This window comes from Streptomyces sp. NPDC057302 (genome assembly GCF_042667685.1).
Lineage (GTDB): Bacteria > Actinomycetota > Actinomycetes > Streptomycetales > Streptomycetaceae > Streptomyces.
In genome coordinates, this window is sequence record NZ_JBHUZJ010000014.1 from 74,359 (window position 1) to 98,280 (window position 23,922).

19 protein-coding genes and 2 pseudogenes are annotated in these 23,922 nt (G+C 69.3%); 11 read left to right on the forward strand and 10 right to left on the reverse strand.

The features are described 5' to 3' along the window. The first annotated feature begins 150 nt into the window (after positions 1 to 150). Entirely contained in the window at positions 151 to 1,200 is a 1,050-nt protein-coding gene (locus ACFUPX_RS13420; protein ID WP_383320460.1) for a family 43 glycosylhydrolase, read from the forward strand. Here the strand turns inward: ACFUPX_RS13420 and ACFUPX_RS13425 are convergent. The 3 genes and pseudogenes from ACFUPX_RS13425 to ACFUPX_RS13435 form a co-directional block, all read right to left on the reverse strand. After that, positions 1,193 to 2,476, reverse strand: a complete 1,284-nt coding sequence (locus ACFUPX_RS13425) for a D-arabinono-1,4-lactone oxidase (RefSeq protein WP_383320462.1) — start codon at positions 2,474 to 2,476, stop codon at positions 1,193 to 1,195. The two genes, ACFUPX_RS13420 and ACFUPX_RS13425, sit on opposite strands and share 8 nt — an antisense overlap. 155 nt (positions 2,477 to 2,631) lie before the next feature. Then, positions 2,632 to 2,784 (reverse strand): annotated as a pseudogene (locus ACFUPX_RS13430) (ABC transporter permease subunit); the annotation flags it as partial. Between the two features lie 95 nt (positions 2,785 to 2,879). Next, positions 2,880 to 4,067, reverse strand: a pseudogene (locus ACFUPX_RS13435) (pyridoxal phosphate-dependent aminotransferase); the annotation flags it as partial. A 127-nt stretch (positions 4,068 to 4,194) separates the two neighbouring features. Here ACFUPX_RS13435 and ACFUPX_RS13440 point away from each other — a divergent pair. Then, positions 4,195 to 4,851: a ThuA domain-containing protein gene (locus ACFUPX_RS13440; RefSeq protein WP_383320464.1), complete on the forward strand. Its 657-nt coding sequence runs from the start codon at positions 4,195 to 4,197 to the stop codon at positions 4,849 to 4,851. 64 nt (positions 4,852 to 4,915) lie between these two features. Here the strand turns inward: ACFUPX_RS13440 and ACFUPX_RS13445 are convergent, their stop codons facing one another. Next, positions 4,916 to 5,413 carry a peptidylprolyl isomerase gene (locus ACFUPX_RS13445; RefSeq protein WP_383320466.1) on the reverse strand — a complete coding sequence of 166 codons (498 nt, stop codon included), beginning with the start codon at positions 5,411 to 5,413 and terminating at the stop codon, positions 4,916 to 4,918. Between the two features lie 127 nt (positions 5,414 to 5,540). Then, positions 5,541 to 8,030 carry an alpha-L-arabinofuranosidase C-terminal domain-containing protein gene (locus tag ACFUPX_RS13450; protein ID WP_383320468.1) on the reverse strand — a complete coding sequence of 830 codons (2,490 nt, stop codon included), beginning with the start codon at positions 8,028 to 8,030 and terminating at the stop codon, positions 5,541 to 5,543. Positions 8,031 to 8,294: 264 nt separating this feature from the next. On the opposite strand from ACFUPX_RS13450, the gene ACFUPX_RS13455 reads away from it, so the two are divergent. From ACFUPX_RS13455 to ACFUPX_RS13465, 3 genes are read left to right on the forward strand one after another with little or no spacing between them, the layout of a single operon-like run. Further along, complete coding sequence (locus ACFUPX_RS13455) at positions 8,295 to 9,647, forward strand: extracellular solute-binding protein (RefSeq protein WP_383320470.1); 1,353 nt, start codon at positions 8,295 to 8,297, stop codon at positions 9,645 to 9,647. Then, entirely contained in the window at positions 9,644 to 10,591 is a 948-nt protein-coding gene (locus ACFUPX_RS13460) for a carbohydrate ABC transporter permease (RefSeq protein WP_383320472.1), read from the forward strand. Before ACFUPX_RS13455 ends, ACFUPX_RS13460 begins: the two co-directional genes overlap by 4 nt. Next, positions 10,588 to 11,448 carry a carbohydrate ABC transporter permease gene (locus ACFUPX_RS13465; protein ID WP_383320474.1) on the forward strand — a complete coding sequence of 287 codons (861 nt, stop codon included), beginning with the start codon at positions 10,588 to 10,590 and terminating at the stop codon, positions 11,446 to 11,448. Before ACFUPX_RS13460 ends, ACFUPX_RS13465 begins: the two co-directional genes overlap by 4 nt. A 37-nt stretch (positions 11,449 to 11,485) precedes the next feature. Here the strand turns inward: ACFUPX_RS13465 and ACFUPX_RS13470 are convergent, their stop codons facing one another. Beyond that, entirely contained in the window at positions 11,486 to 12,511 is a 1,026-nt protein-coding gene (locus ACFUPX_RS13470) for a LacI family DNA-binding transcriptional regulator (protein WP_383320476.1), read from the reverse strand. 255 nt (positions 12,512 to 12,766) lie between these two features. Between ACFUPX_RS13470 and ACFUPX_RS13475 the strand changes: the two genes are divergently transcribed. The 6 genes from ACFUPX_RS13475 to ACFUPX_RS13500 all read left to right on the forward strand — a co-directional run bounded on the left by ACFUPX_RS13475 (position 12,767) and on the right by ACFUPX_RS13500 (position 18,783). Continuing rightward, positions 12,767 to 13,756 (forward strand): ABC transporter substrate-binding protein, encoded by a 990-nt coding sequence (locus ACFUPX_RS13475; protein WP_383320478.1) that lies wholly within the window; start codon positions 12,767 to 12,769, stop codon positions 13,754 to 13,756. After that, entirely contained in the window at positions 13,753 to 14,580 is an 828-nt protein-coding gene (locus ACFUPX_RS13480; protein ID WP_383320480.1) for an ABC transporter permease, read from the forward strand. Before ACFUPX_RS13475 ends, ACFUPX_RS13480 begins: the two co-directional genes overlap by 4 nt. Then, positions 14,577 to 15,374 carry an ABC transporter ATP-binding protein gene (locus ACFUPX_RS13485; protein ID WP_383320482.1) on the forward strand — a complete coding sequence of 266 codons (798 nt, stop codon included), beginning with the start codon at positions 14,577 to 14,579 and terminating at the stop codon, positions 15,372 to 15,374. Before ACFUPX_RS13480 ends, ACFUPX_RS13485 begins: the two co-directional genes overlap by 4 nt. Next, the gene (locus ACFUPX_RS13490) at positions 15,371 to 16,126 is read left to right on the forward strand and encodes an ABC transporter permease (protein ID WP_383320484.1); all 756 of its coding nucleotides are present in this window, start codon (positions 15,371 to 15,373) and stop codon (positions 16,124 to 16,126) included. The genes ACFUPX_RS13485 and ACFUPX_RS13490 overlap by 4 nt, the downstream gene beginning before the upstream one ends. After that, positions 16,123 to 17,157, forward strand: coding sequence for an amidohydrolase family protein (locus ACFUPX_RS13495; RefSeq protein WP_383320486.1), 1,035 nt, complete (start codon positions 16,123 to 16,125; stop codon positions 17,155 to 17,157). The genes ACFUPX_RS13490 and ACFUPX_RS13495 overlap by 4 nt, the downstream gene beginning before the upstream one ends. Before the next feature lie 111 nt (positions 17,158 to 17,268). Continuing rightward, positions 17,269 to 18,783, forward strand: a complete 1,515-nt coding sequence (locus ACFUPX_RS13500) for an alpha-N-arabinofuranosidase (RefSeq protein ID WP_383320488.1) — start codon at positions 17,269 to 17,271, stop codon at positions 18,781 to 18,783. A 10-nt stretch (positions 18,784 to 18,793) separates the two neighbouring features. On the opposite strand, the gene ACFUPX_RS13505 is transcribed toward ACFUPX_RS13500, so the two are convergent. The 4 genes from ACFUPX_RS13505 to ACFUPX_RS13520 all read right to left on the reverse strand — a co-directional run bounded on the left by ACFUPX_RS13505 (position 18,794) and on the right by ACFUPX_RS13520 (position 23,691). Beyond that, positions 18,794 to 19,801 carry a polysaccharide lyase family 1 protein gene (locus ACFUPX_RS13505; protein WP_383320490.1) on the reverse strand — a complete coding sequence of 336 codons (1,008 nt, stop codon included), beginning with the start codon at positions 19,799 to 19,801 and terminating at the stop codon, positions 18,794 to 18,796. A gap of 110 nt (positions 19,802 to 19,911) precedes the next feature. Beyond that, positions 19,912 to 20,904 carry an arabinan endo-1,5-alpha-L-arabinosidase gene (locus ACFUPX_RS13510; RefSeq protein ID WP_383320565.1) on the reverse strand — a complete coding sequence of 331 codons (993 nt, stop codon included), beginning with the start codon at positions 20,902 to 20,904 and terminating at the stop codon, positions 19,912 to 19,914. A gap of 145 nt (positions 20,905 to 21,049) precedes the next feature. Beyond that, complete coding sequence (locus tag ACFUPX_RS13515) at positions 21,050 to 22,432, reverse strand: glycoside hydrolase family 6 protein (RefSeq protein WP_383320492.1); 1,383 nt, start codon at positions 22,430 to 22,432, stop codon at positions 21,050 to 21,052. 68 nt (positions 22,433 to 22,500) lie between these two features. After that, positions 22,501 to 23,691: a glycoside hydrolase family 5 protein gene (locus tag ACFUPX_RS13520; protein WP_383320494.1), complete on the reverse strand. Its 1,191-nt coding sequence runs from the start codon at positions 23,689 to 23,691 to the stop codon at positions 22,501 to 22,503. Positions 23,692 to 23,922: the final 231 nt, after the last annotated feature.

Below are 23,922 nucleotides of genomic sequence, written 5' to 3' on the forward strand. Positions count from 1 at the left end.
TTGCCCCAACACCCCCTTACCGTTTCGGCGTTCGGAGTATCAGATGGCGTTCGAAATAACGAACACAAGGGTGAGGGGTCACTCGCCCACCAAGGAGGTCGCATGAGTCACGGCGAAGTACCCAGTCGTAGAAGCGTGTTGAGGGGAAGCATGGCCGCCGGGGCACTCGCCGCCGCGCCGGTCCTCGCGCAGGCGCCCGCCCACGCGGCATCCCAGGCGCCCGCCCACGCCACGTCCCGGGCACCCGCCGCCTACCGCAACCCGCTCGTCGAGCAGCGCGCCGACCCGCACATCGGCCGCCACACCGACGGCCACTACTACTTCACGGCGACCTCCCCCGAGTACGACCGCATCATCCTGCGCCGCTCCCGCACGCTGCGGGGCCTGGCGCGGGCGGACGAGTCCGTCATCTGGCGGCGGCACACGAGCGGCGACATGGCCTCGCACATCTGGGCGCCGGAACTCCACCACATCAACGGCAAGTGGTACATCTACTTCGCCGCGGCGCCCGCCGACGACGTATGGAAGATCCGCATCTGGGTCCTGGAGAACGCCAACGCCGATCCGTTCAAGGGGAGGTGGCGGGAGAAGGGGCAGCTCACCACGGCCTGGGACACCTTCTCCCTCGATGCCACCACCTTCACGCACCGGGGCGGCCGCTACCTGGCCTGGGCGCAGTACGAGCCCGGCATGGACAACAACACCGGTGTCTTCCTGTCGCGGATGGCGAATCCCTGGACTCTGACGGGACCTCAGATACGCCTGACCACACCCGAGTACGACTGGGAGTGCGTCGGCTTCAAGGTGAACGAGGGCCCCTCCGTCATCCAGCGCAACGGCCGCGTCTTCCTCTCGTACTCGGCGTCCGCGACCGACTTCAACTACTGCATGGGACTACTCACCGCCGACACCCGCAGCGACCTCATGGACCCCGCATCCTGGTCCAAGTCGCCGACCCCCGCCTTCACCAGCAACGACACGACCAAGCAGTACGGTCCGGGCCACAACTGCTTCACCGTCGCCGAGGACGGCCGCACCGACGTCCTCGTCTACCACGCCCGCCAGTACAAGGACATCGCCGGCGACCCCCTGCACGACCCCAACCGCCACACCCGCGTCCAGACGTTCGGCTGGAAGCCGGACGGCACACCCGACTTCGGGGTGCCCGTCGCCGATGGCGTTGCCACGTGGGTCAGCTGAGGAACGGACGCACGAAGGAGCGTACGAAGGCGTTGCGGAATTTGCCCTGAGGGTCCAGGCGTTGGCTCAGGGCGGCGAAGTCGGCGGCGTGCGGATAGCGGGCGCCGAGCGCGGCGGGCTCGGCGCCGAACACCTTGCCCCAGTGCGGGCGGGGCGCGAACGGCGTCAGACACTCCTCGACGAGCCTGACCACCGGGCGCACGGCCGCCGCGTCCGGCACCCACGTGAAGTGGAACGCCACGGTGTCCCGAGCGTGCGCGGGGCTGAGCCACTGGGTGTCGGCGGCGACGGTGCGCACCTCGCACACCTGGAGAACGGGCGCCACCTCGTCCCTGACGGCATCCAGGGCGTTCAGCGCGGAGAGGGCGTGCTCGCGCGGCAGCAGGTACTCCGACTGGAGCTCGGCCCCGCTGCTCGGCGTGAACTCGGCCCGGAAATGCGGGAGTCGCTCGTGCCACGGCCCCGGGACACCAAGCTGTTGGGTGCAGTTGACGGCGGGCATGCCCGGCACCGGATGCCGGGGCTCACTCACGGGCGCCGCCCAGGGGAAGTCGACGGCGGTATCGCCGCGCTGCTTGAGCCACACCTGGTTGAAGCGCGGCCCGCGCCAGTCCGTGAACAGGCTCACGCTGTACGCCGCCGACGTCACCGCATCGAAGTCAAGGCCGACCAGGGGAAGTTCGCCGAACACGTGCTGGCTCACCGTGAAGTCCGGCACCAGGTCGAGCGTGAGGGCGAGGACGACGCCGAGCGCTCCGAGCGAGACCACGGCGCCGTCGAAACCGTCGTCGCCACGGTTCAGTACGCGCGTCCCCCCGTCGGCGGTCACCAGCTCCACCGTGCGCACGATCTCCGCCAGCGACTGGTTGCCGTTGCCCGAGCCATGTGTCCCGGTGGCGACCGAACCGGCCACCGAGATGTGCGGCAGCGAGGCCATGTTGGGCAGGGCGAGACCGCACGAAGCCACCCGCGTGGCGAGGTCGGCATACCGCACACCACCTGCCACACGCACGGTCCGCGCCGTGGTGTCCACGTCGATGGACGGCTCAAGGGCGGCGAGGGAGAGCAGGGCGGTGTCCGCGCCGTCGCCGTCCACGTCGGCGATCCGGTTGAAGGAGTGGCCGCTGCCGAGCACGCGCACCTGGCGGTTCTCCGCGACGAGGGACCGCAGGGCGGCCTGCGACGCGGGCAGGTGCAGCTCCCGGGCCGAGAAGGTGATGTTCCCGGCCCAGTTGGTCACGGCGCCGTTCCGCCCGGTGGACAGGATGTCGGTCATGTTCGGGTCCCTCCCTCACGGCTGCGGGGGAGGAGCCCACCCCGTGGCCTCGTCCTTCCAGGATGACCGCGGCCGTCCTCCCCGCCCAGCAGCACCCGCAGGGCGGCGTGGGTGAGTCGTCGAAGCCGCGTTCATGGTCACGACTTTACGGCTCCGGGCAGCAGGAAGTTGTTCCCCACCGCCACGGACTGGAAGAGGGACACCGTCACGAGACCGGGCACCATCATCGACAGCGCGATCCGCGTGAAGATCCGCCACTCGCTCGCGCCGTCCATCCGCCCCGCCTCCACGCGATCGCCGTGCACGGCTCGGCGGGGATGAACTACGCCCGCCCGCGCGTGCGGGCCGACCCGGCCGGGCGATGAGCGGCTTCGCGCACCGGTGACATGACTCAGGCCCGCATCACCAGGCGGTCCACCGCCGGGTTCCCCGAGCCGTAGGGGACCGGCAGGAGCCCGGCGGCGCCACCGGTCGCGTACAGCGCCTGTTCGAGACCGCTCACCAGATGCTCCACGTCGACCGGCGGACGCACGACCAGGCGCAGGAAGCGGCTTGAGCTGCCGATCTTGTTGCCGCACTCACGGACCAGGATGCCGTGCTCAGCGAGCAGCCGGTCCCGCAGGAGCGCCCCGTCGACGCCGTCCGGCAGCCGCACGTACACGAAGTTGCCCTGCGAGGGATAGCTGGTGAGCCCGGGGAGCCGCCCCAGGTGCCAGATCATCTCCTGCCGGTCACGGCGCACCTGACGCAGGCTCAGGTCATAGGCGTGGCGGTGCTGTTTCAGCATGAACACCACCGTCTCCGCGAAGGAGTTGAGGTTCCACTTCGGCAGCGCCGCGCGCACCCGGCCGGCCAGGCCCGGATTGGCGACGAGATAGCCGAAGCGCACGCCGTGCAGCCCGAAGTTCTTGCCGAGACTGCGCAGCACGATGACGTTGGGGCGCAGCACCGCCTCGTCGGCGACGCTCTGCTCCGGTCCCGCGTCGGCGAACTCCAGGAACGACTCGTCGACGACGACCAGGTCGAGGTCCTGGAGCGCGTCGAGCAGCGCGAGCACGGAGCGGCGCGGGAGCAGGCCTCCGTCCGGGTTGTTGGGGTTGCAGATGACGGCCGTGCGGGAACCTCTGGCGCGTACGAAGTCGACGTAGGCCACCGGGTCGAGCGCGAAGCCGTCGGCCTCCGGAAGCAGGAACATGTCCACCCGCTTGCCGGTCTCCATCGACTGATCGGTCCATCGCCCGAACGTCGGCACCGGCACGGCGAGCGCGTCGCGCACCAGCAAGTGGTCGATCCAGGTGATGAGTTCGGTCGAGCCGTTGCCCATCACGACGGTCTGCGGATTGAGCCCGAGCACGGCGCTGAGCTCGGCCGCGATGGTGTCGGCGCCGCTCGGGTAGTAGGTGAGGATGTCCCGCAGCCGCCCGCCGAGCTCCTCGTACATCTCGGGTGTCGGGAAGTACGGATTGCACGGGATGCAGAAGTCGACGAGCGGCCGCCCGCTGTCCGCCGCCGCCCTGTTCAGCGCGGAGTACGAGGGGGTGTGCGCGGTCGACGCGCGAAAGAGGGCGGTGACGTTGCCCGCGTCTGCCATGGGAGCACTCCGGATGGTGAAGGTGGTGTCTCCCGTACATACGTACGCGGGGGCGGGCCTGCTCAACCGGTGGGGTGCGCGGGGTGGTCGAGGCGAGGTGGTGGCCGCGGATCCTACGATCGGGGCCATGAGCCCCCGCCTGCTGATCTACAGCCGAACGACCGCCTACCGCCATGCGTCGATCCCCGCGGGAGTCGCCGCCCTGAGCGGGCTCGCCGCCGGGAGCGGCTGGTGCGCCGACGCGACCGAGGACCCGGCCGCCTTCGAGCGGGACCTGTCCGGCTACGCGGCGATCGTCTTCCTCTCCACCAGCGGCGACGTCCTCACCCCTGCCGGACGGGAGTCCCTGCGCGCCCACCGGTCGGCGGGCGGCGGCTTCATGGGCATCCACGCCGCGGCCTGCACGGAGTACGACTGGCCGTACTACGGCGAGCTCCTCGGCGCGCGCTTCGCCCGCCATCCCGCCTACCAGCCCGGCCGCCTGAGCGTCGAGGACCACACGCACCCGGCCACCGAACACCTCCCCGCCGTCTGGGAGTTCACGGACGAGTGGTACGACTTCCGGACCTCGCCGCGCGGCGAGGTGCGCGTCCTGGCGTCCGCCGACGAAGCCTCGTACGAAGGAGGCGGCATGGGCGCCGACCACCCCTTGGTGTGGTGCCACGAGCGCGAGGGCGGCCCGATGTTCTACACGGCGCTCGGCCACGCCGAGGAGGCCTACGCGGACCCGGATTTCCGCGCCCACCTGCTGGGCGGCCTGCGGTACGTGACCGGCCTCGCCTGAGGCGACGAAGCGGACCGGACATGGGTGAGCCCCCGCCGGGTGCGGCGGGGGCCCGTGCCAGGTGCTAGAGGGTGCCGGAGGCGGAGATGGCGACCTCGGCCTTGGTGGCGCCCGACTGCGAGCCGAAGCTCTCGATCTTCTTGACGAGGGCCAGGCTCTCCTCGTCCGCGACCTCACCGAAGACCACGTGCTTGCCGTCGAGCCACGTGGTGGCGATCGTGGTGATGAAGAACTGCGAGCCGTTGGAGTTCGGTCCCGCGTTGGCCATAGACAGCTGACCGGGCTTGGTGTGCTTGAGCTGGAAGTTCTCGTCGGGGAACTTGTCGCCGTAGATGCTCTTGCCGCCCGTGCCGTTACCGGCGGTGAAGTCGCCGCCCTGGAGCATGAAGTCCGGGATGACGCGGTGGAACTTCGAGCCCGCGTAACCGAAGCCCTTCTCGCCGGTGGCGAGCGCGCGGAAGTTCTCCGCCGTCTTCGGCACGACGTCGTCGAAGAGGTTGAACGTGATGCGGCCTTCGGGCTTGCCGTCGATGGTGATGTCGAAATAAGCCTTGATTGTCATGGTCCTCATCCTGTCATTGCCCTGTCCCCACCCGCCAACCGAACCCCCCGCTGACCTACCCGCACCCCACCTGACCAGGCATGATGTCTTCGGCATTCAGTCCATGGCAGTCGGTGTTCCGGTGCGGTCAGCCCGTTCTGAGCCTCAGGAAAGTGATCGAGTTCGCCGGGAAGGTGTACGAGAAGGTGTCGGACACACCCTTGAACGTCGAGGTCACGGGCTTCACCGGGGTCGCGTCCTTCGTGTTCTCCGCGGCCGGGGCGGCGGCGAGCGTGGTCACCTTCGCGGTCCGCCCCACCTTCGTGGCCGAGCCGAGATCCACCTCGGTGCGCGCTTGAGCCCCCTGAGCGTTGACGACCTTGACGATGAGGTCACCGGTGGCCTTGTCGCGGGTGACGACCTGGCGGAACGGCTCGGCGGGCTTGTCGTCCGTGAAGGAGCCCCACTTCTTGCCGTCCAGGAAGAGCGTCACCTGACGGCCGCGGACCTCCACGCGCAGGTCGTAGCTGCGGCCCGTCTCGATGGTCGTCGTGTCCTGGATCATGGTCTGCTTCGCCCCGTCGACGGACTTCTCGACGGCCGACTGACTGTTGTTCCAGCCGCCCAGGTTCCACCAGTAGTGGTTGCCGGAGTCCTTGACCCCGAAGGCGACCATGAAGCCTTCCTTGCCGGATTTCTTGGTGGCCTGCACGTTCAGGTCGTAGTTCTGCCAGCTCTTGTCACCCGCCGTGACCAGGGTGTTCTCGGCGGCCTCGTCGGACTGGACGTACGCGCCGTCCTGGACGGCCCAGCTGCCCTTTCCGGCCGCCTTGCTCCACCGGCCGTCCCCGCCGGAGAAATCGTCGGCCAGGAGAGTGCTGCCGTCCTCGCCGGTGACCTTCACGTCGTCGTACGCGGCGCTGGTGGCCCAGGTGGACAGGCCGACGGCGCCGGTGATGGGCCCGGACGTGGCGGGGGTGCCGGAGGCGGTGGAGGGCACGACCTCGTCGCCGACGTTGCGCATGAAGAGCTTCTGCGTCTCGTAATTGGCCGAGCCCCATGACTGGTCGTTGTCGTACCAGATCATGTTCGGCTTCCACTGCACGTAGTCCTCGTTGGCGAGCAGCGGGGCGTACGAGGCGAGCTTGACGACGTCGGCGTTGCGTTCAAGGCCGGTCATGAAGGCCGCTTCGGAGAGCGCGTTGGAGAACGTGTTGCCCTGCGAGGCGTACTCGCCGAGGAAGACCTTCGGGCCTTGGCGGTCGTAGGAGTCGTAGCGGTCGTTGTTCTCCAGGAACCACTGCGGGCTGTTGTAGTAGTGCTCGTCGACCATGGCCACGTCCGCGTCGCGGCTTAGTTGCCAGGCCTTGTCGAAGATCGAACCGCTGTCGTCGGGGCCGGAGTTGGAGATGACGGTGATGTCCGGGTGCTTCGCCTCGATGGCCGCGCGGAACTCCTTGAAGCGGGCGAAGAACTCCTCGGGGAGGTTCTCTTCGTTGCCGACTTCCAGATGGGTGAGGCGGAAGGGCTTGGGGTGGCCCATCGCCGCGCGCTTCTTGCCCCACTCGCTCGTCGCCGGGCCGTTGGCGAACTCGATCAGGTCCAGGGTGTCCTGGATGTGCCGCTTGAGCAGGGCCGGGTCGTCGGTGGCCTTGTTCTGGCCGCAGCCCGTCACCAGGGCGGGGACCACGGGCAGCGGCATGGCGCCGGTGTCCTCGGCGAACTGGAAGTACTCGTAGTAGCCCAGGCCGTAACTCTGGTTGTAGCCCCAGAAGTTGGCGTTCGTGGCCCGCTGCTCCACGGGCCCGATGGTGTCCTTCCACTGGTAGGAGCGCTTGCGCTGCCAGCCGGACCGCTCCTCGTACGCCTCGTGGGAGCCGGTGTTGACCAGGCAGCCGCCGGGGAAGCGCAGGAAGCCGGGGTTCAGGTCGGCGATCTTCTGGGCGAGGTCCTTGCGCAGGCCGTTCGCGCGGCCCTTGAAGGTGTCGCGGGGGAAGAGGGATATCTCGTCGAGCGCGACGGGGGCTGCGGCTGTGTCCGAGGCGACCGTGAGCCGGCCGGTGGCGGAGGTGCGCCCCGCCGTGAACGAGGCCTCGTACTTCGCCCAGCCGCCGCGCGTGGTGACGCGGCGGGCGGGGGCGAGGTCGCCGGAGGCGTCGCGCAGGGTGAGGGTCAGCGGCGCCTTCCGCGTGCCGCCCCGGGCCCAGACCGAGAGGTCGTAGCGCTTGCCCTTGGTGACCGCGATTCCGGTGTTGTAGCCCGTGTTGGTGACGGACGAACCGCTCCCCAGGGACAGGTAGTTGCGGTTACGTGCGTTGAGGCGTCCGTCGTCGTCCACCACCTTCGCGGTGCCGGACGTGTCCCATGAAGTGAGCGGCTTGTAGGAGGCGTTGTCGGCGGTGGAGTACTCGAAGGAGCGGTTCTGGACGAGCTCGGCGTAGAGGCCGCCGTCCGCCGCGCGGTTGATGTCCTCGTAGAAGACGCCGTACATCGAGTCGTCGATCTTCGCGCCGGTGCGGGTCGGGTCGACGTCGATCGTGTAGTCGGTGGGTTCGGCCGTGGCGGTGGGCCCCGCGGCGAGCGTCCCGGCGAGCAGGGCTCCCAGGGTGAGCCCGATCCTCCAGCGTCTGCGTGCCATGCGTACCCCAGTCTGTGTGCGGTATGTCGAACGACGATCAGCAGGTCGAACGGAAACTTAGGCAGCCAGAAGTGGCACGTCAACGCATTGCGCAGGAAGTGGCCGAGGTGGTTCCCGGGGTTCGTGATGTCGAACAACTACCGGGAAATTCCTGAGACTTCGGCGCCGGCTCTGTCCGAACCGTTGACGCGCCCGGCGTTCGACCCTACGGTCCCGTTCGAAGTTGCGAGCAGCATTCGAAATATCGAACAGAAGTGAGCCGCAATGCCACCACCCCTCCCGAGCCGACGAGGTGTGCTCGGCGGTATCGGAGCGCTCGCCGTAGCGGGCAGCTTCGGACTCGCCGCCGCGAACCGCAGCGCCTCCGCGCTGGCGTCGGACGCGGACGTACGGGTCCGCTACTGGAATCTGTTCTCCGGCGGCGACGGCGCCAACATGATCGCCATGCTGGACGCCTTCCGTGCCGCGAACCCCGAGGTCGACGTCAAGGACTCGACCCTCCAGTGGGGAAACCCGTACTACACCAAGCTGGCCATGGCCGCCTCGGGGAACCGCGCCCCCGACCTCGCCGTGATGCACCTGGGCCGGATCCCCGGCTTCGCGCCCGGACAGCTGCTCGACCCCTGGGACGTGCGGCTGCTCGCGCGGCACGGTGTGCGCGAGGCGGACTTCGACCCGGTGCTGTGGAAGCGCGCCGTGGTCGACGGCAAGCTCTACGGCCTTCCCCTCGACATCCACGCCCAGCTCTGCTTCTACCGCCGCGACGTATGCGGGAAGGCGGGACTGCTCGGCCCGGACGGCGACCTGGCGAAGGTCACGTCGACCGAGGACTGGTTCAAGGTGCTCAAGGCCGCCAAGAAGGCCGTCAAGGGGGACGTCCACACCATCGGCATCAAGGCCGACGAGCCGAACTTCTCCTGGTGGTTCTTCCTCACCTTCTACACCCAGCTCGGCGGCACCTGCCTCAGCGCCGACGGCCAGGGCGTCACCCTCGACACCGACAAGGCCACCCAGGTCCTGGAATTCCTGCGCCGGCACCTGACCGACGGCTACTCCACCGCGATCGGCATCGCCGACGCCGAGGCCTTCGTGAACGGCTCCGCCTTCACCTGGGAGGGCAACTGGTCGGTGCCCGTCTTCAGCGGCGCGAAGCTCGAGTACGGCGCGACCCCGCTGCCACCCGTCTTCGGCGCACCCGCCACCCACACCGAGTCCCACTGCTTCGTCCTGCCGCACCAGTCGCGGCGCGGCGGCGCCACCGACGAGGGCGCGCACCGGCTGGCCGCGTACGTCGTCAAGAACGCCACGGCCTGGGCGCGCGGCGGCCACATCCCCGCCTACCTGCCGACCCTCGACGACAAGAAGTACCTGGCCCTCGAACCGCAGTCCGAGTACGTCTCGGCGATGGACCACATGGCGGTCGAGCCGCCCGCCTGGTTCGCGGGATCCACCGGACTCCTCGCCCAGCGCATCGGACCCGTCATCGCCTCGTCGAACGTCGGCTCCGCCGAGCCCGCCGCCACGGCCCACCGCATGAAGGGCGTACTCGAAGAGCTGGTCGCCATGAAGAACCCGATGGAAGGCCGGTCCGCGACCGGGGGAGGGACCGCCTCGTGAGCGCCGTCGACACAGCCGTCGCACCGGCCGCCGTACGGACCGCCCCTGCGGCGAAGACCGATTCCCTGCGGGCCCGGCTGACCCGTCGCGTACAGCACGGCGGCTGGTTCGTCGCCCCCTTCCTCATCCTGTTCGCGCTGTTCGTGCTGTTCCCGATCGGCCGCGGCCTGTGGCTGAGCTTCACCGACGCCAACATCTCCGGCACGGGCGAACGCTTCGTCGGACTCGACAACTACCGCGAGGCCCTCGACAGCCCGCTCCTGTGGGACTCCCTGGGCCACAGCGCCTACTTCACGCTGCTCGTGGTGCCCTGCATCGTCGTCCTGGCGTTCCTCCTCGCGATGCTCGCCCACCACATCGAGCGCGCCAAGTGGCTCTGGCGGCTGTGCTTCTTCGCCCCCTTCCTGCTGCCGTCGACGGTCGCCGGGAACCTGTGGCAGTGGCTGTTCAACCCCGGCACCGGGATGATCAACCACGTCTTCGGCCTCGACACGCCGTGGCTGACCCAGAAGTCCACCGCCATGCTCGCCGTCGTGATCACCACCCTGTGGTGGACGGTCGGCTTCAGTTTCCTGCTCTTCCTCGCGGCCCTGCAGAACATCCCGAGCCATCTGTACGAGGCCGCGGAGCTGGACGGCGCGGGCGCCTGGCAGCGGATGGTGCACATCACCCTGCCGATGCTGCGCAACATCACCGGCCTCGTGATCACGCTCCAGATCCTCGCCTCGCTCCAGGTCTTCGACCAGGCCGTGGTGATGCAGGACTTCGGTCCAGGACCGGAGGAGAGCACCCGGACCTTCGTCCAGTACACCCTCGAAGAGGGCTTCACCGCCTACCGCGTGGGCTACGCCTCCGCGATCTCCATCATCTTCTTCGTGCTCATCGCGGCCGTCGCCCTCGGCCGGATGTGGCTCCTTCGCAAGCGTGAGGAGGGCGTGCGATGAGCACCACCGCCCTGGGCAAGACCGGACGCAAGAGGAAGTGGACCCCGGGCCAGATCGTGCTCACCGCCCTAGGCGTCGCCGTCTCCGCCCTGTGGATGACGCCGCTCCTGTGGGCCCTGTTCACGTCCCTGAAGTCGGAGACCGAAGCCGTCGAAGTACCCACCCACTGGGTGCCGGACGAGTGGACGGGCCAGGCGTGGAAGGCGCTCTTCGACAGCGGCAACATCACCAACTGGTTCGTGAACTCCGTCATCGTCTCGGTCTGCGTCACCTTCATCGTGGTGGTGGTCAGCGCACTGGCCGGGTACGGCTTCGCGCGCACCGAGTTCCGGGGCAAGAACGCGCTGCTGGGTCTCGTGATGGCGGGCCTGATGGTGTCGCCGGCCGTGCTGGGCGTTCCGCTCTTCACGACCGTCCAGTCCATGGGGATGGTCGACACCTACTGGGGCATGATCCTGCCGCAGTGCGCGCCCGCCGCGATGGTCTACATCCTCTACAAGTTCTTCCAGTCGATCCCGCACGAGTTGGAGGAGGCCGCCTACATCGACGGCGCCGGACGCTGGCGGGTCTTCTTCACCATCGTCCTGCCACTCTCCAGGCCCTCGCTCTCCGCCGTCGGGATCTTCACGTTCATCGCGTCCTGGAACAACTTCCTGTGGCCCTACATGGTGACCAACAACCCCGACCTGATGACCATGCCGAACGGCATCGCGACCGTCATGAACTCCTACGGGATCCAGTGGGCGCAGCTGATGGCGGGCGGCCTCATGGCGGGCCTGCCCCTGATCGTCGTCTTCGTCTTCTTCCAACGGCAGATCGTCAGCGGCGTGGCCCATACGGGGCTGGCGGGGCAGTAGCGGGACCTCGGCACTGCGGTCATCGCCGCGCCGGTCCTCACCGCTCGGACGGCCGCCGGGCGGTCGTCTCCCGGGGTACCAGCCGATGGCTGAGGGTGGTGGTCGCCCCGCTGCCGGCGGCCGAGTCCGGCGCGGACTCGATGATGCGGCGGGCGGCCATGGAGCCCATCTCGTACAGCGGGAGGCTCACCGTGGTCAGTCCGACGTGCCGGGCGATCCTGAGGTCGTTGATGCCGGCGACGGAGATCTCGCCCGGTACGTCGATGCCTGCCTGACGCAAGGCGCCGAGCGCACCGACCGCGACCTCGTCGTTGGCCGCGAGGACGGCATCGGGGAGCGGCCGGCGTGCGATGAGCCGCAGGGCCGCGGTGTGACCGGCCTCGTGGTCGAAGCCGCCCGGCACGCAGTACGCGCTCCTGCCGAGGCCTGCGTCGCGCATGCGGGCGAGGAATCCCTCCCTGCGCAGCCGGGTGACGGTCATGCCGGGCGGCCCCTCCACGAACGCGATCCGGCGGTGGCCGAGCGCGAGGAGGTGGTCCGCGACGTCATGGGCGGCGGCGTGGTTGTCGACGGTGATCGTCGGGCAGCCGAGGTCGCGGTCGGCGAGTGACACGGCACGGATGCCCTGCTCCCGCGCCTGGCGGACGGCCTTGAGCAGGGCCGGCCGCTGGGGGTCGTCGACGTAACCGCTGCCCGCGAAGACCACTCCCGCGGCGCGGTAGTCCCGCATGGCCTGGAGGCGGCTGATCTCCGTCGTGGTGCTCCGGTCGACGTTGGACAGCATGGTCACATATCCGGCCCGGGTCGCCACGTCGTCCACCCCGCGGGCGATCACGGAGAAGTACGGGTTGACGATGTCGCTCACCAGAACGCCCACGAGACGGCTGTTGGGCGAGACCATGGCCCGCGCGAGGGCGCTCGGCGAGTAGTCCAGCTTCTCGGCGGCCGCGATGACCTTGGCGCGTGTCCTGGCCGAGACGGGATGGTCGGACCCGCTCAGGACCCGTGACGCGGTGGCCACGGCCACGCCCGCCACCCGGGCGACATCCACCAGTGAGCTCACGGCCACCTCCGCGCGGGAAACGTTTGCCTCAACATGGCACAGGACGCGACCTGTTCGCAATGACAGCACATAACTACCGGCTGTATGGCCTGAGTTGACCCCTTGACGGTTGCCTGCACCTGCTCGCTACCATCCGAGAAAGGAAGACGTTTTCCTAGGCGATGACCTTGGGGAACGTACGAGAACGAGCAGTCGGTCGAAGCAAGCGACCGAGGCAAGTGACCCAAGCAAGTGGAGGAACCAGAGGGGGAGAACATGCATGCCTGGACTCGCGCGAAACGGCTCGCTGCCGTCGCGCTCCTGTCCCTCGTCACCGCGACCGCCTGCGGCGGCCAAGGCACCCAGATCCGCGGGGACGGGACACTCTCGTTCACCGTGGCGCTCATCGAACCGGACCTCACGACCGTGCCGCTCCTGGCGGCCGTCGACGCTCTCCGCGACCAGGGCCACGAGGTCGACGTCGTGGAGCTCGCAGAACCTGAACTGGCCGTCGAGGGGCTCGCCAAGGGCGATTACGCGATCTCTGCCGAGGCCACCGGCCCGGCGTTGAGCGCCATCGAACAGGACGCCCCCATCAAGATCATCGCCGATGTGGTCGGCAACCAGTGGGCGTTGTACGGAAGTTCCGCCGTCTCGTCCTGTGACGACCTGAGCGGGCGCCCGTTCGGGATCTTCAGCGAAGGCGCGGTGGCGACCGCCATCGCCAAGGACTGGGTGGCCGCCGAGTGCGGCGCCGGCAAGCGCCCCGACTACCTGACGATCGGCGGCTCGGACGTGCGGGCACAGGCGCTCGCCTCGGGGGAGATCGACGCGACGCCGCTGGAGGTCTCCGACGCGGTCGCCCTGGAGTCGTCCGGCGCCTCCGGGCTCACCAAGGTCGTCGACTTCGCCGAGAGCCTGCCGGACCTGCACCCGCAGACCGTGTACGCGAACGGCGCGTTCCTCACCGAACACCGTGCGGTGGCCCAGGAGTTCGTCACCGCCCTGGTGCGGGAGCACCGCAGGATCAACGCCGATCCGCGGCATCTGGTGGAACTGGTGAAGAAATACCTGCCGGAGGAGGACCAGGAGGAGGTGGCCACCACCGCCCGGCGCTACCGCGACGCGAAGCTCTTCGACGCGGCAGCCCTGACGCGGCGCAACGTGCAGGGGACCATCGACTTCTTCGCCCGCGCCGGCGTGATCGAACGGGGGATGACCACGCGGGACGCGGCCGATCTCAGCTTCATCAGGGAGGCGTCATGACGGCGCGTCAGGCGGGCGCGGTCACGGCGGTGAAGGCCGTGGCGGTACGCAGGCGGCTCCTGGACGCCAACTGGCCCTATCAACTTCTCACGTTCGCCGTCTTCGCCGCGGGCTGGGAGCTCTACGCCCGTGAACGGGGCGGCCTTCTCCTGCCGGGCTTCGCACAGACGGTCCGGGCCACGGCGGGACTCCTCGCCGACGCCGAGCTGTGGCATGCGCTGGCCGTCAGCAACCAGGCGCTCGTGCTCGGCTTCGCCCTCGCCCTCCTCGTAGGCGTCCCGGCGGGCATCGTCCTCGGCCGGTTCCGGCTCATCGAGCGGTACGCGGACGTCTACCTCAACATCCTCCTCGTCACGCCGATGGCGGCGATCATCCCGCTGCTCGTGATGTCGGTGGGCGTGGGCCTGACCTCGCGGATCCTCCTGGTCACGGTCTTCTCGGTGGTGATGGTGATCGTGAACTGCCGGACCGGCGTACGGCAGGTGGATCCCTCGCTGATCGAGATGGCCCGCTCCTTCGGGGCACGCGAACGGCAGATCTGGACCCGGATCCTGCTCCCAGGAGCCCTCCCCGCGATCATGACCGGCGCACGGCTCGGCATCGGCCGCGCGGTCACCGGCATGGTCATCGTCGAACTGCTCATGGTCTCCGACGGTCTTGGCGGACTGATCCTGAAGTACCGCGGCCTGCTCAAGGCGCCGGAGCTCTACGGAACCGTCGTGATCATCCTGGCGGAGGCGCTGTTCCTGATCTCCCTCGCGCGGTGGGGCGAGAACAAGGTGACCCGATGGGCACGGACACAGACGGCAGGAGGCGCTCGATGATCACGATCCAAGGCCTCGGCAAGAGCTTCGTCGGCCAGGACGGCGCCACCGTCCACGCGCTGCGGGGCGTCGACCTGGAGGTGGGCGCGAACGAGTTCCTGACCGTCCTTGGCCCCAGCGGCTGCGGCAAGACCACCCTGCTCAAGGCGATCGCCGGTCTTGCCCCCTGGGACGCGGGCGACATCCTCATCGACGGCGCCCCCGTGCGCGGCCCCGGCCCCGACCGCAGCGTGGTCTTCCAGAACTTCGCACTGCTGCCCTGGGCGACCGTTCTGGACAACGTGGCCTTCGGCCTGCGGATGCGCGGAGCGGGACGGGCCGAACGCGAGGAACGCGCCCGCTCGCTGATCGGGACGGTGGGCCTCGCGGGCTTCGAGAGCAAGCTGCCCGGCGAGCTGTCCGGGGGCATGCAGCAACGCGTGGGAATCGCCAGGGCGCTGGCGGTGGAACCCCGGGTCCTGCTCATGGACGAGCCGTTCGGAGCGGTGGACGAACAGACCCGGCGCCTGTTGCAGGAGGAACTCCTGTCGATCTGGGAGGAACACCGGCTCACCGTCGTGTTCATCACCCACAGCATGGCGGAGGCCGTGCTCCTCGGGGACCGCGTCGCCCTGATGAGCGCCCGGCCCGGACGGATCGCGGACATCGTGCCCGTGGACCTGCCCCGGCCGCGCTCCGGTGACGTCGGCTCCCTGGAGCGCTCCGGCCGGTACACCGAGATCACGGCGTACCTGTGGGAGCGGCTGCGCGAGATGCACGCGGAGCACCGCCCGGCGAAGGCGGCGGCGCGGTGAGGGCGCCCGCCGCACCGATCGGCCTCGCGGTCGGCGCCGCGGCCTGGGAACTGACCGGGCGCCTGGCGGACGCCTCGTACTTCCCGCCGCTGAGCACGGTCCTGGCCCGGCTGCGCGACCTCGCGGCCGACGGACTGATCTACGCCAGTCTGCGCGACAGCCTGGTCAACCTGGCCCTGGGGTTCGCCATCTCGCTGGTCGCGGGACTGGGCATCGGCATGGCGATGGGCCACTGGCGCAAGGTCGAAGCCGCGCTCGGCGTGTATGTGTACGCGCTGCTCACGGCCCCGTCGCTGGTCTTCGCGCCGGTCTTCTTCGCCCTGCTGGGCGCGGGTCGCGCATCGATCGTCGCGGTGGTGGTCATGTACGCGATGTTCGTCATCATCGTGAACACCGCATCGGCGGTGCGGTCCGCCCCCGCGCACCTGGTGGAGATGGCGCGCTCCTACGGCGCGGGCGAGGGGCAGGTGCTGCTGCGCGTCGTCCTGCCGGCCGCCGCCCCCATGATCATGGCCGGGGTGCGGCTCGGCGTCGGCCGCGCCGTCACCGGGATGATCAACGGCGAGATGTTCATCGCCGTCGTCGGTCTGGGGCACGTCGTCACCGAGGCGGGCGGGCGCTTCGACAGCGCCGGTGTCCTCGCCGTGCTCCTGGTCGTGATCACGGTCGCGCTCGCAGCGACCGCACTGGTCCAGGCCGTCGACCGCAGGGTCACCCGCTGGGTTCCGCAGACGTCGAGGGGATACCGATGACCGTCCGGAAGGTGGACGCGTACAGCCACATCCTGCCCGCACCGTACTTCGCGCGCATGCGCGAGCTCGCCGTCGACACGGGCGCCCTCAAGCGGTGGCTCGAACTGTCCGCGCTGCACGATCTCGACGCGCGGCTGCGGATGATGGACGAGTTCGGCGACGGCTACCAGCAGGTGCTCACCCTGTCGTCGCCGCCGATCGAACGGCTCGCGGGACCGTCCGATTCCCCGGCCCTCGCCCGGCTCGCCAACATCTCCCTGCACGAGCTGTGCGTGCGTCACCCCGACAGGTTCCCGGCGTTCGTGGCCGCCCTGCCGATGAACGATCCCGATGCCGCGGTCGCCGAACTCATCTTCACCATCGACGAGTTGGGTGCGCGTGGCGTTCAGGTGTTCACCAACGTCAACGGCAGGCCGCTGGACGACCCGGCCTTCGGGCCCGTGTTCGCCGAGATGGCGGCGCGGGACCTGCCGGTCTGGATGCACCCGACCCGCAGCGCGGCCTTCGCCGACTACGCCACCGAGGACACCTCCGCGTACGAGATCTGGTGGGCGCTCGGCTGGCCCTACGAGACCAGCGTCGCCATGGCCCGGCTCGTCTTCTCCGGACTGTTGGAGCGCCACCCGGACATCAAGATCATCACCCATCACCTGGGGGCGATGATCCCCTACCTGGAAGGCAGGATCGGCCTGGGCTGGAGCGACCAGCTCGGCAGCCGCACGGCCGGTGACGACTACGAACGGCTGCGCCGCCAGCGGTTGCCGCGCCGGCCCCTGGACTACTTCCGCCGCTTCTACGCCGACACCGCCCTGTCGGGTTCCGCCATCGGCACCCGCTGCGGCCTGGACTTCTTCGGCGCCGATCACGTCCTGTTCGGCACCGACTGCCCCTTCGATCCCGAGGGAGGCCCTCTGTACGTCCGCGAGACGATCCGCGTCATCGACGCGCTCGACCTCACGGACGCCGCACGCGAGCGGATCTACCACCACAACATCCGGCGCCTGATGCGGATGCCCGACGAAAGGGTGTGACATACCGCCGCCGCGGGCTCGTCGAACCCATTGACCCGCGGCGGCGCTCGTCCTACGGTCTGTCCGGGAATTCGTTCAACGTCCGGTATCTCGAACCAAGTTGAGGGGATCATGACTCGCACCGCCCGCTTCACGCTCGACCCCGCCTTCGCCGTCGGCGACGTCGACCCCCGGCTCTTCGGCTCCTTCGTCGAACACCTCGGGCGCTGCGTCTACACCGGCATCCACGAACCGGGCCACCCCTCGGCCGACGAAGCGGGGCTGCGCACCGACGTGCTCGGACTGATCCGCGAACTCGGCGTGACGGCCGTGCGCTACCCCGGCGGGAACTTCGTGTCGGGGTACAAATGGGAGGACTCCGTCGGCCCACTCGACGAGCGGCCACGCCGTCTCGACCTCGCCTGGCACTCGACGGAGACCAACCGCTTCGGGCTCAGCGAGTACATCGCCTTCCTGCGCAAGATCGGCCCGCAGGCCCAGCCGATGATGGCCGTGAACCTCGGCACGCGCGGTGTCCAAGAGGCCCTGGAACTACAGGAGTACGCCAACCACCCCGCCGGAACCGCCCTGTCCGACCTGCGCGGCGCCCACGGCGACAAGAGCCCCTTCGGCATCCGCCTGTGGTGCCTGGGCAACGAGATGGACGGGCCGTGGCAGACCGGCCACAAGACCGCGAAGGAGTACGGGCGCCTGGCCGCCGAGACCGCCCGCGCCATGCGCCAGATCGACCCGGACGTCGAGCTGGTCGCCTGCGGCAGCTCCGGCCGGTCCATGGCGACCTTCGCCGAGTGGGAGGCCACGGTCCTCGCCGAGACCTACGACCTCGTCGACCACATCTCCCTGCACGCCTACTACGAAGAGACCGACGGCGACCGGGACTCGTTCCTGGCCTCCGCCGTCGACATGGAGTCCTTCATCGAGAGCGTCGTCGCCACCTGCGACCACGTGGGCGCCCGTCTGAAGTCCGAGAAGAGGATCAACCTCTCCTTCGACGAGTGGAACGTGTGGTACCAGTCCCGGCCGCACCCCGAGGTCGAGGAGAGCCTGCGCGACTGGCCCGAGGCGCCGCGCCTCCTGGAGGACAACTACACCGTCACCGACGCGGTCGTCGTCGGCTCGCTCCTGATCGCCCTGCTCCGGCATGCCGACCGGGTTGCCGTCGCGTGCCTGGCCCAGCTGGTCAACGTCATCGCGCCGATCATGACCGAGCCGGGCGGTCCTGCCTGGCGCCAGACGTCCTTCTTCCCCTTCGCGCAGGCCTCGCGGTACGGCCGGGGCGAGGTCCTCGACGTACGCGTGGACTCACCCGTGCACGAGACGGCGAAGTTCGGCGATGTGCCCCTGCTGCACGCCACGGCCGTCCGCGCCGATGACGGTACCGTCACCGTCTTCGCCGTCAACCGCAGTCAGAGTGAGTCGCTGCCGGTCGAAGTCGCGCTCCAGGGTGTGGAGTTGAGTGCCGTCATCGAGCACAGTGCCCTCGCCGACGCCGATCCGGACGCCCGCAACACCCTCGCGGAGCCCGAGCGCGTCACCCCGCACGCCGTCGCGGGGACCGCACTCCAGGACGGCACCTTGAGCGCCGTCCTGGAGCCGCTGTCATGGAACGTGATCCGGCTGGGGTAGGGACCGGCGGCTAGAGCTTGCCCGCGCCCGCCCCTGCCGTCACGGAGCCGACGACGGAAGAGGCGGGCTCGGCCGTGTAGGCGTAGGGCGGCTTGGTGAAGTCGCCCACCTGGGAGATCTCGGTGGCCGCGCCGCCCAGGTCGTTGCCGCGCACGACCGCGAAGCCGTCCTCGTCGCTGCTGCGGCTGGTCGTGACGGCGATCTTCGTGTCACGGAAGACGTTGTTCTCGACCAGCATCCGCGCGCCCATCCGCGAGTGCGCCCCGGTGTCGGCGCCCTGGACGTAGTTGTCGTAGAAGTGCCCGGTGCCGAAGCGCAGGCTCGGGATGCGCGAGTACACGTTGCTGAAGTGGTTGTGGTGGTAGGTCACCTTCAGATGGCCGGTGTCCTCGCCGCCGTTGTTGTCGCTGTGCCCGACCAGCGAGCCCTTGAAGTGGTCCTTGAAGGTGTTCCAGGACACGGTGACGTCGTCGGAGGCGTGCGTGATGTCGAGCAGGCCGTCGTAGTAGTCCTTGTCGTGCTGGCGGTCCGCGGAGAACGAGTTGTGGTCGATCCACACCTTCGTGGACTCCTGGACCGTGATGCCGTCGGACGGCGCGAGCGGCTTGCTGATGTTGAGGTTCTGTACGACGACGTTGGTGGCCTCCTTGATGCGCAGGCCGCCACCGGTGAACCCGGACGCCGAACCGACGCCGAGCACCGTCGTGTTGGAGCCGATGTCGACCTGGCCGGACAGCGAGATCAGACCGTCCACCTTCACCACCTTGGCGCCGTCACCGCCGACCGCGGTCTTGAAGGCCGCCAGCGACTTCACGGTGGTGGCGGTGGCGCTGCCGCCGCCCGTCGTACCCGCCCCGAAGCCGACCGGCGCCGCCGCTGCCGCCGTGGTCCCGCGTTCGGCCGTGGCGGCGTCGGGCTCCGCGGCGTTCCCGCTCCAGGCCGCCGCCCCGATGATCGCGGCCCCGGCCACCGCCGCCCCTGCGACGCGCCCCGCGCTCGTCCTGCGCGCTCTGTGCATGAGTTGTCCTCCGGTCACTCGGGGGGCGGGTCGATCCCGCCCCCCTTCCTGTCTCCGCCGACACGCCGGACGTTGCCGCCCTGGCCGTGTCCGTCGGGCCGTGCGCGGGGTCAGCGGGCGACGGGCCATCCGGAGCTCCAGTCCAGGAGGTTGACGCCGAGCTTCGGGGTGCCGCTGTCCTGGCCGTCGTAGTAGTGGTAGACGAGCAGGTCGCCGTCGGTGTCCTTCATGACCGACTGGCCGCCGGGGCCTATGTAGCGGCCGTGGCTCTCCTGGACCGGGGTGCCGCCGTTGTTCATCAAGCCGACGCCGTTCTTGTCGATGTACGGCCCGGTGACGCCGGCGGAGCGGCCGACCTTGATCTTGTACGTGGAGCTGGTGCCCGCGCAGCATGTGTCGTACGAGGCGAACAGGTAGTAGTGGCCGCCGCGTTTGACGATGGAGGGCGCTTCGACGGCCTTGGTGCCGGTGGGGCGCGACGCGAGCGAACGCCGGGCGGTGTCGCCCGCGTACTGCTTGCCCGTCGAGGGGTCGAGCCTGATCATCTTGATCCCGGTCCACCAGGAGCCGAAGGACAGCCACCACGTGCCGTCGTCGTCGACGAAGAGGTTCGGGTCGATGGCGTTGTAGTCGCTGGACGTGGTCGAGGCGTACACGGCGCCGTAGTCGGTCCAGGAACCGGGCTCACCGGTAGTGGACGCCGCGAGGCCGATGGCCGACTTGTTCGAGCCGAACGACGAGACGGAGTAGTACATCAGGTACTTGCCGCCGTGGTACGAGATGTCGGGGGCCCAGACGTCCCCGGTGGAGTTGTAGGTGTTCCACCAGCTCGGCCGGGTGGGGAAGGCGGAGCCGCTGCGGCCGAAAGTGATCCGGTCGGTGGAGGTGCGCAGTTGCAGGCCGTCGCCGGTCGAGTAGAGCAGGTACTTGCCGGCGGAGGTGCGCGCCAGGGTCGGGTCGTGCACGACGATGTCACCGGTCACCCGGCCGGGGTTGGGGTAGGCGGTGGCGCTGCTCGGGACGAGGGCGAACAGGGCGGCTGCGGGCAGGGCGACCAGGGCTCTGCGCCGAAAGACGGTGCGGCCGGGGGCGCGGCTGGGAATGCGGCTGAGGGTGCGGCTGGGGGTGCGGCTCACTCCGGGCTCCTTGTGTGGAGGCGTAACTCCCCATGTCTACAGGGGAGTTGTACGGGGGCGGTGCGACAGATGGTTGCCGCCCGCCCCCGCGAGGTTGCCGACCGCGCGTGTACTACAGCGCCGGATACGCGTTCTTCAGGAGCTCCCGGAACTGGGCCGAGAACCACTTCCCTGAGACCGGCGCGTCCGGGAGGGCGCCGGAGAGGTTGTAGCCGTTGCGGGGGTTGCCTCCGTACGTCGGGTCACACATGCGGTCGAAGCCCTTGCCCTCGTCGTTCGGGATCTCCTTGCTCGACCCGTCGGACTCGCCCGGCGGCTTGATCCACACATAGGCGTCGATGCCGGCCTCCGGGGCGGTCCGCGGTCGTTCGCCGAGGCCCGCACCCGACTGGTTGCACCAGTTGCCTATGTGGATGCGCCGGTCGTAACGGCCGCCCTCCACATAGGTGTTCACGTCCGTCGTGGCCCCGGGGCCCGCGGGCCGCGCCGTCCCGCCCCAGCCGTTGCGCGAGGTGTCGATGAGCATGCCTATGCCGGAGCTGAAGCCGGTCGAGACGAGCTGGTTTCGGAACGACTGGGCGAAGGAGAGCTCGTCGACGGAGCGGTTCCAGTCGACCCATGTGGACTCGCGGACCGACCGGCCGTTCACGTTGTCGCCGATCTTGAAGTTGTTCTCCTTCAGGGCGCTGTAGTTGGCCGTGTTGGTGATGAAGCCGTGCACGTTGTCGACGCTGCCGCCGTCGGCGGTCGCCGCCTGGTACATGACCTGGGCGGACGCGGCGAAGTTGTCGTCCCAGCCGATCCAGCCGTGGTGACCCGCGTCCACGTAGTTGTAGACGTTCGGGACCGCGCCGAGCTTGCGCAGGGCGTAGCCGACGCCCTTCACGTAGTTGCCGTTGGCCTTCATCACGTCACACTCGGGCGTCGCCGTGGGGCGACCGCCGGTGTTGGTGACCAGGTTGGGCAGCGAGTCGATCTCGACGGTCGTGACGATGCGCAGGTTCGCGTACTTGGAGTCGGCCAGGATCGCGGCGATGGGGTCGATGTAGTCGCTCTGGTACTTGCCGATCTCGGTCGGGCCGAGCTCACCGTTGGAGGCGAGCGCGGCACAGTCCCGGCCGGGCAGGTTGTAGATGACCAACTGGACCACTCCCGCGCCTTGTTGGAGCGCCGCGTCGAGGTGGTCGCGCAGTCCCATCGAGTCGCCCGAGCCCTCGATCGCGGCGATCCGGTCCAGCCAGACGCCGGTGGGCTGCTTCGCGATGGCGCTGCCGCCCGGTTCGGCGGCGGCCTTCGCCGACCACTCCGGGTTCACATAAGGCTTGGCACCCGCGTACGGATTGTCGACGCGGGCCGCAGCCGCCCGGGTCGCCGCCGAGCCGCCCGAGCTGTCGCCCACGGCGAGAGCGGTGCCGCCGCTCGTGGCGAGGACGGTGGCGAGTGCGGCAAGGAAGAGGGTGCGGGATCTGCGGTGCCTGGTGTGTGTGCGGCTCATGGTGGGTCCTTTCGGGTGTGGGATGGACTGCGGGATGGACGGAGCTGGGGGCTGGACGGGCCGGCGGCTCAGCTGGCGAGCGCCGTCAGGTGGTCACGGAGCCCGGCGCCGAACGCCGTGGGCGTGCCGTCGTACGAACTGATCAGGGCGGGCCCCGACGCGCAGTTCCAGGTGTTCCAGGTCCAGCCGAGGTAGGAGGCCTGGTGTGCGTCGAGCCACTTCATGACGGAGCCGATGAAGCCGTGGGAGCAGGTGTTCTCGCCGATCTCGCCCGCCACGAGCGGCACCTCGGCGGCGACAGGGGCCAGCTGGGCGTCCCAACAGCTCACGGTGGAGCAGGTGTTGAAGTTGTAGACGTGCCAGGCCGCGGCGAGATTGCCCGCCGGATCCGTGGGCGCGTGCTCCAGCCAGCCGCTGAGATCGTTCGAGTACGCGATGCCCGCAGCGAGCACGAGGTTCTTGGCGCCCGTCCCGCGCACCGCGTCGAGCAGGTCCTGCATGCCGGCGACCTCGTAGCCGATGCCGGGACAGGTGCCGCCGTCCCGCCAGCAGTCCCAGGCCTGCGCGGTGGTGGGTGTCGCCCGGTCCGGGTAGGGCTCGTTGAACAGGTCGAGGACGACGGCCGGATCGTCCTTGAAGGTGTCGGCGACCGAGGTCCAGAACGCAGGGGTGTACCGCGCGTTAGGCATCGGCTTCTGGCAGCTCGCGTGCACGTCCGGGCAGCCCGATGAGTTGCCGGTGTACTGGCCGTGGGACCAGTGCAGTTCGACGATCGGGGTCATGCCGTGGTCCTGGACACGCCGGACGAGGTCCTCGACGGCGGATGTGTAGTTGGCGCCCGCGTAGCGCGGGTCGATGTTGTCGGTTCCCAGCCAGCACTCCTCGTTCAGCGGGATGCGTACGGTGTTGGCCTTCCAGTCCGCGATGGCCCGGACGGAGGCGTCGTCGACGGGGCCGTCGAAGATGCCGTAGCCCTGGACACACGCGAACTCGCCGCCGGAGCGGTTGACTCCGAGCAGCCGGTGCGTGGCGCCCTCGGCGTCGACGAGCCGGTTGCCCTCGGCGTGCAGTACGGGTGGTGACGGTGGAGCGGCGGACGCGGCGGATGCGGCGCCCGCCGTCGGCAGGGCGGAGGGCATCGCGAGTCCGGTGGCGATGAGAAGGGCGCCCGCAAGGACGGCCAAGGTCCGCGGCAGACGCGGGGCACGCGGCGGACGGGGCAGACGCGGCAGACGCAGGGGACGCGGGGGACGGGGCATGAGCGACTCCTCGGATTGAACCGGAATCGCTCCCACTGGTGCCGTGGAAGCTAGCAGGAAGTCGCCGCCGAGAACAGAAAGGTTGGCGTGTTTCTCAGATTTCCCGGATCGCCGCTGTCGAATTAATTCGACAACTCCCTTTCGTGTGCGGGCTCTTGACATCGGGCCCGCACCGCTGAATTTTGGGAGCGCTCCCACTGGTTCCCCCTCGCTCCCCGAGCGGAGCTCGCC

What these genes read in the sequence shown, in the direction of transcription:
- ACFUPX_RS13425 (WP_383320462.1), bottom strand. Translation starts at nt 2,476, where the DNA reads ATGACCGACATCCTGTCCACCGGGCGGAACGGCGCCGTGACCAACTGG.
- ACFUPX_RS13495 (WP_383320486.1), top strand. Translation starts at nt 16,123, where the DNA reads ATGACCGTCCGGAAGGTGGACGCGTACAGCCACATCCTGCCCGCACCG.
- ACFUPX_RS13500 (WP_383320488.1), top strand. Translation starts at nt 17,269, where the DNA reads ATGACTCGCACCGCCCGCTTCACGCTCGACCCCGCCTTCGCCGTCGGC.
- ACFUPX_RS13445 (WP_383320466.1), bottom strand. Translation starts at nt 5,413, where the DNA reads ATGACAATCAAGGCTTATTTCGACATCACCATCGACGGCAAGCCCGAA.
- ACFUPX_RS13480 (WP_383320480.1), top strand. Translation starts at nt 13,753, where the DNA reads ATGACGGCGCGTCAGGCGGGCGCGGTCACGGCGGTGAAGGCCGTGGCG.
- ACFUPX_RS13515 (WP_383320492.1), bottom strand. Translation starts at nt 22,432, where the DNA reads ATGAGCCGCACACACACCAGGCACCGCAGATCCCGCACCCTCTTCCTT.
- ACFUPX_RS13450 (WP_383320468.1), bottom strand. Translation starts at nt 8,030, where the DNA reads ATGGCACGCAGACGCTGGAGGATCGGGCTCACCCTGGGAGCCCTGCTC.
- ACFUPX_RS13520 (WP_383320494.1), bottom strand. Translation starts at nt 23,691, where the DNA reads ATGCCCCGTCCCCCGCGTCCCCTGCGTCTGCCGCGTCTGCCCCGTCCG.
- ACFUPX_RS13505 (WP_383320490.1), bottom strand. Translation starts at nt 19,801, where the DNA reads ATGCACAGAGCGCGCAGGACGAGCGCGGGGCGCGTCGCAGGGGCGGCG.
- ACFUPX_RS13420 (WP_383320460.1), top strand. Translation starts at nt 151, where the DNA reads ATGGCCGCCGGGGCACTCGCCGCCGCGCCGGTCCTCGCGCAGGCGCCC.
- ACFUPX_RS13475 (WP_383320478.1), top strand. Translation starts at nt 12,767, where the DNA reads ATGCATGCCTGGACTCGCGCGAAACGGCTCGCTGCCGTCGCGCTCCTG.
- ACFUPX_RS13455 (WP_383320470.1), top strand. Translation starts at nt 8,295, where the DNA reads ATGCCACCACCCCTCCCGAGCCGACGAGGTGTGCTCGGCGGTATCGGA.
- ACFUPX_RS13440 (WP_383320464.1), top strand. Translation starts at nt 4,195, where the DNA reads ATGAGCCCCCGCCTGCTGATCTACAGCCGAACGACCGCCTACCGCCAT.
- ACFUPX_RS13485 (WP_383320482.1), top strand. Translation starts at nt 14,577, where the DNA reads ATGATCACGATCCAAGGCCTCGGCAAGAGCTTCGTCGGCCAGGACGGC.
- ACFUPX_RS13465 (WP_383320474.1), top strand. Translation starts at nt 10,588, where the DNA reads ATGAGCACCACCGCCCTGGGCAAGACCGGACGCAAGAGGAAGTGGACC.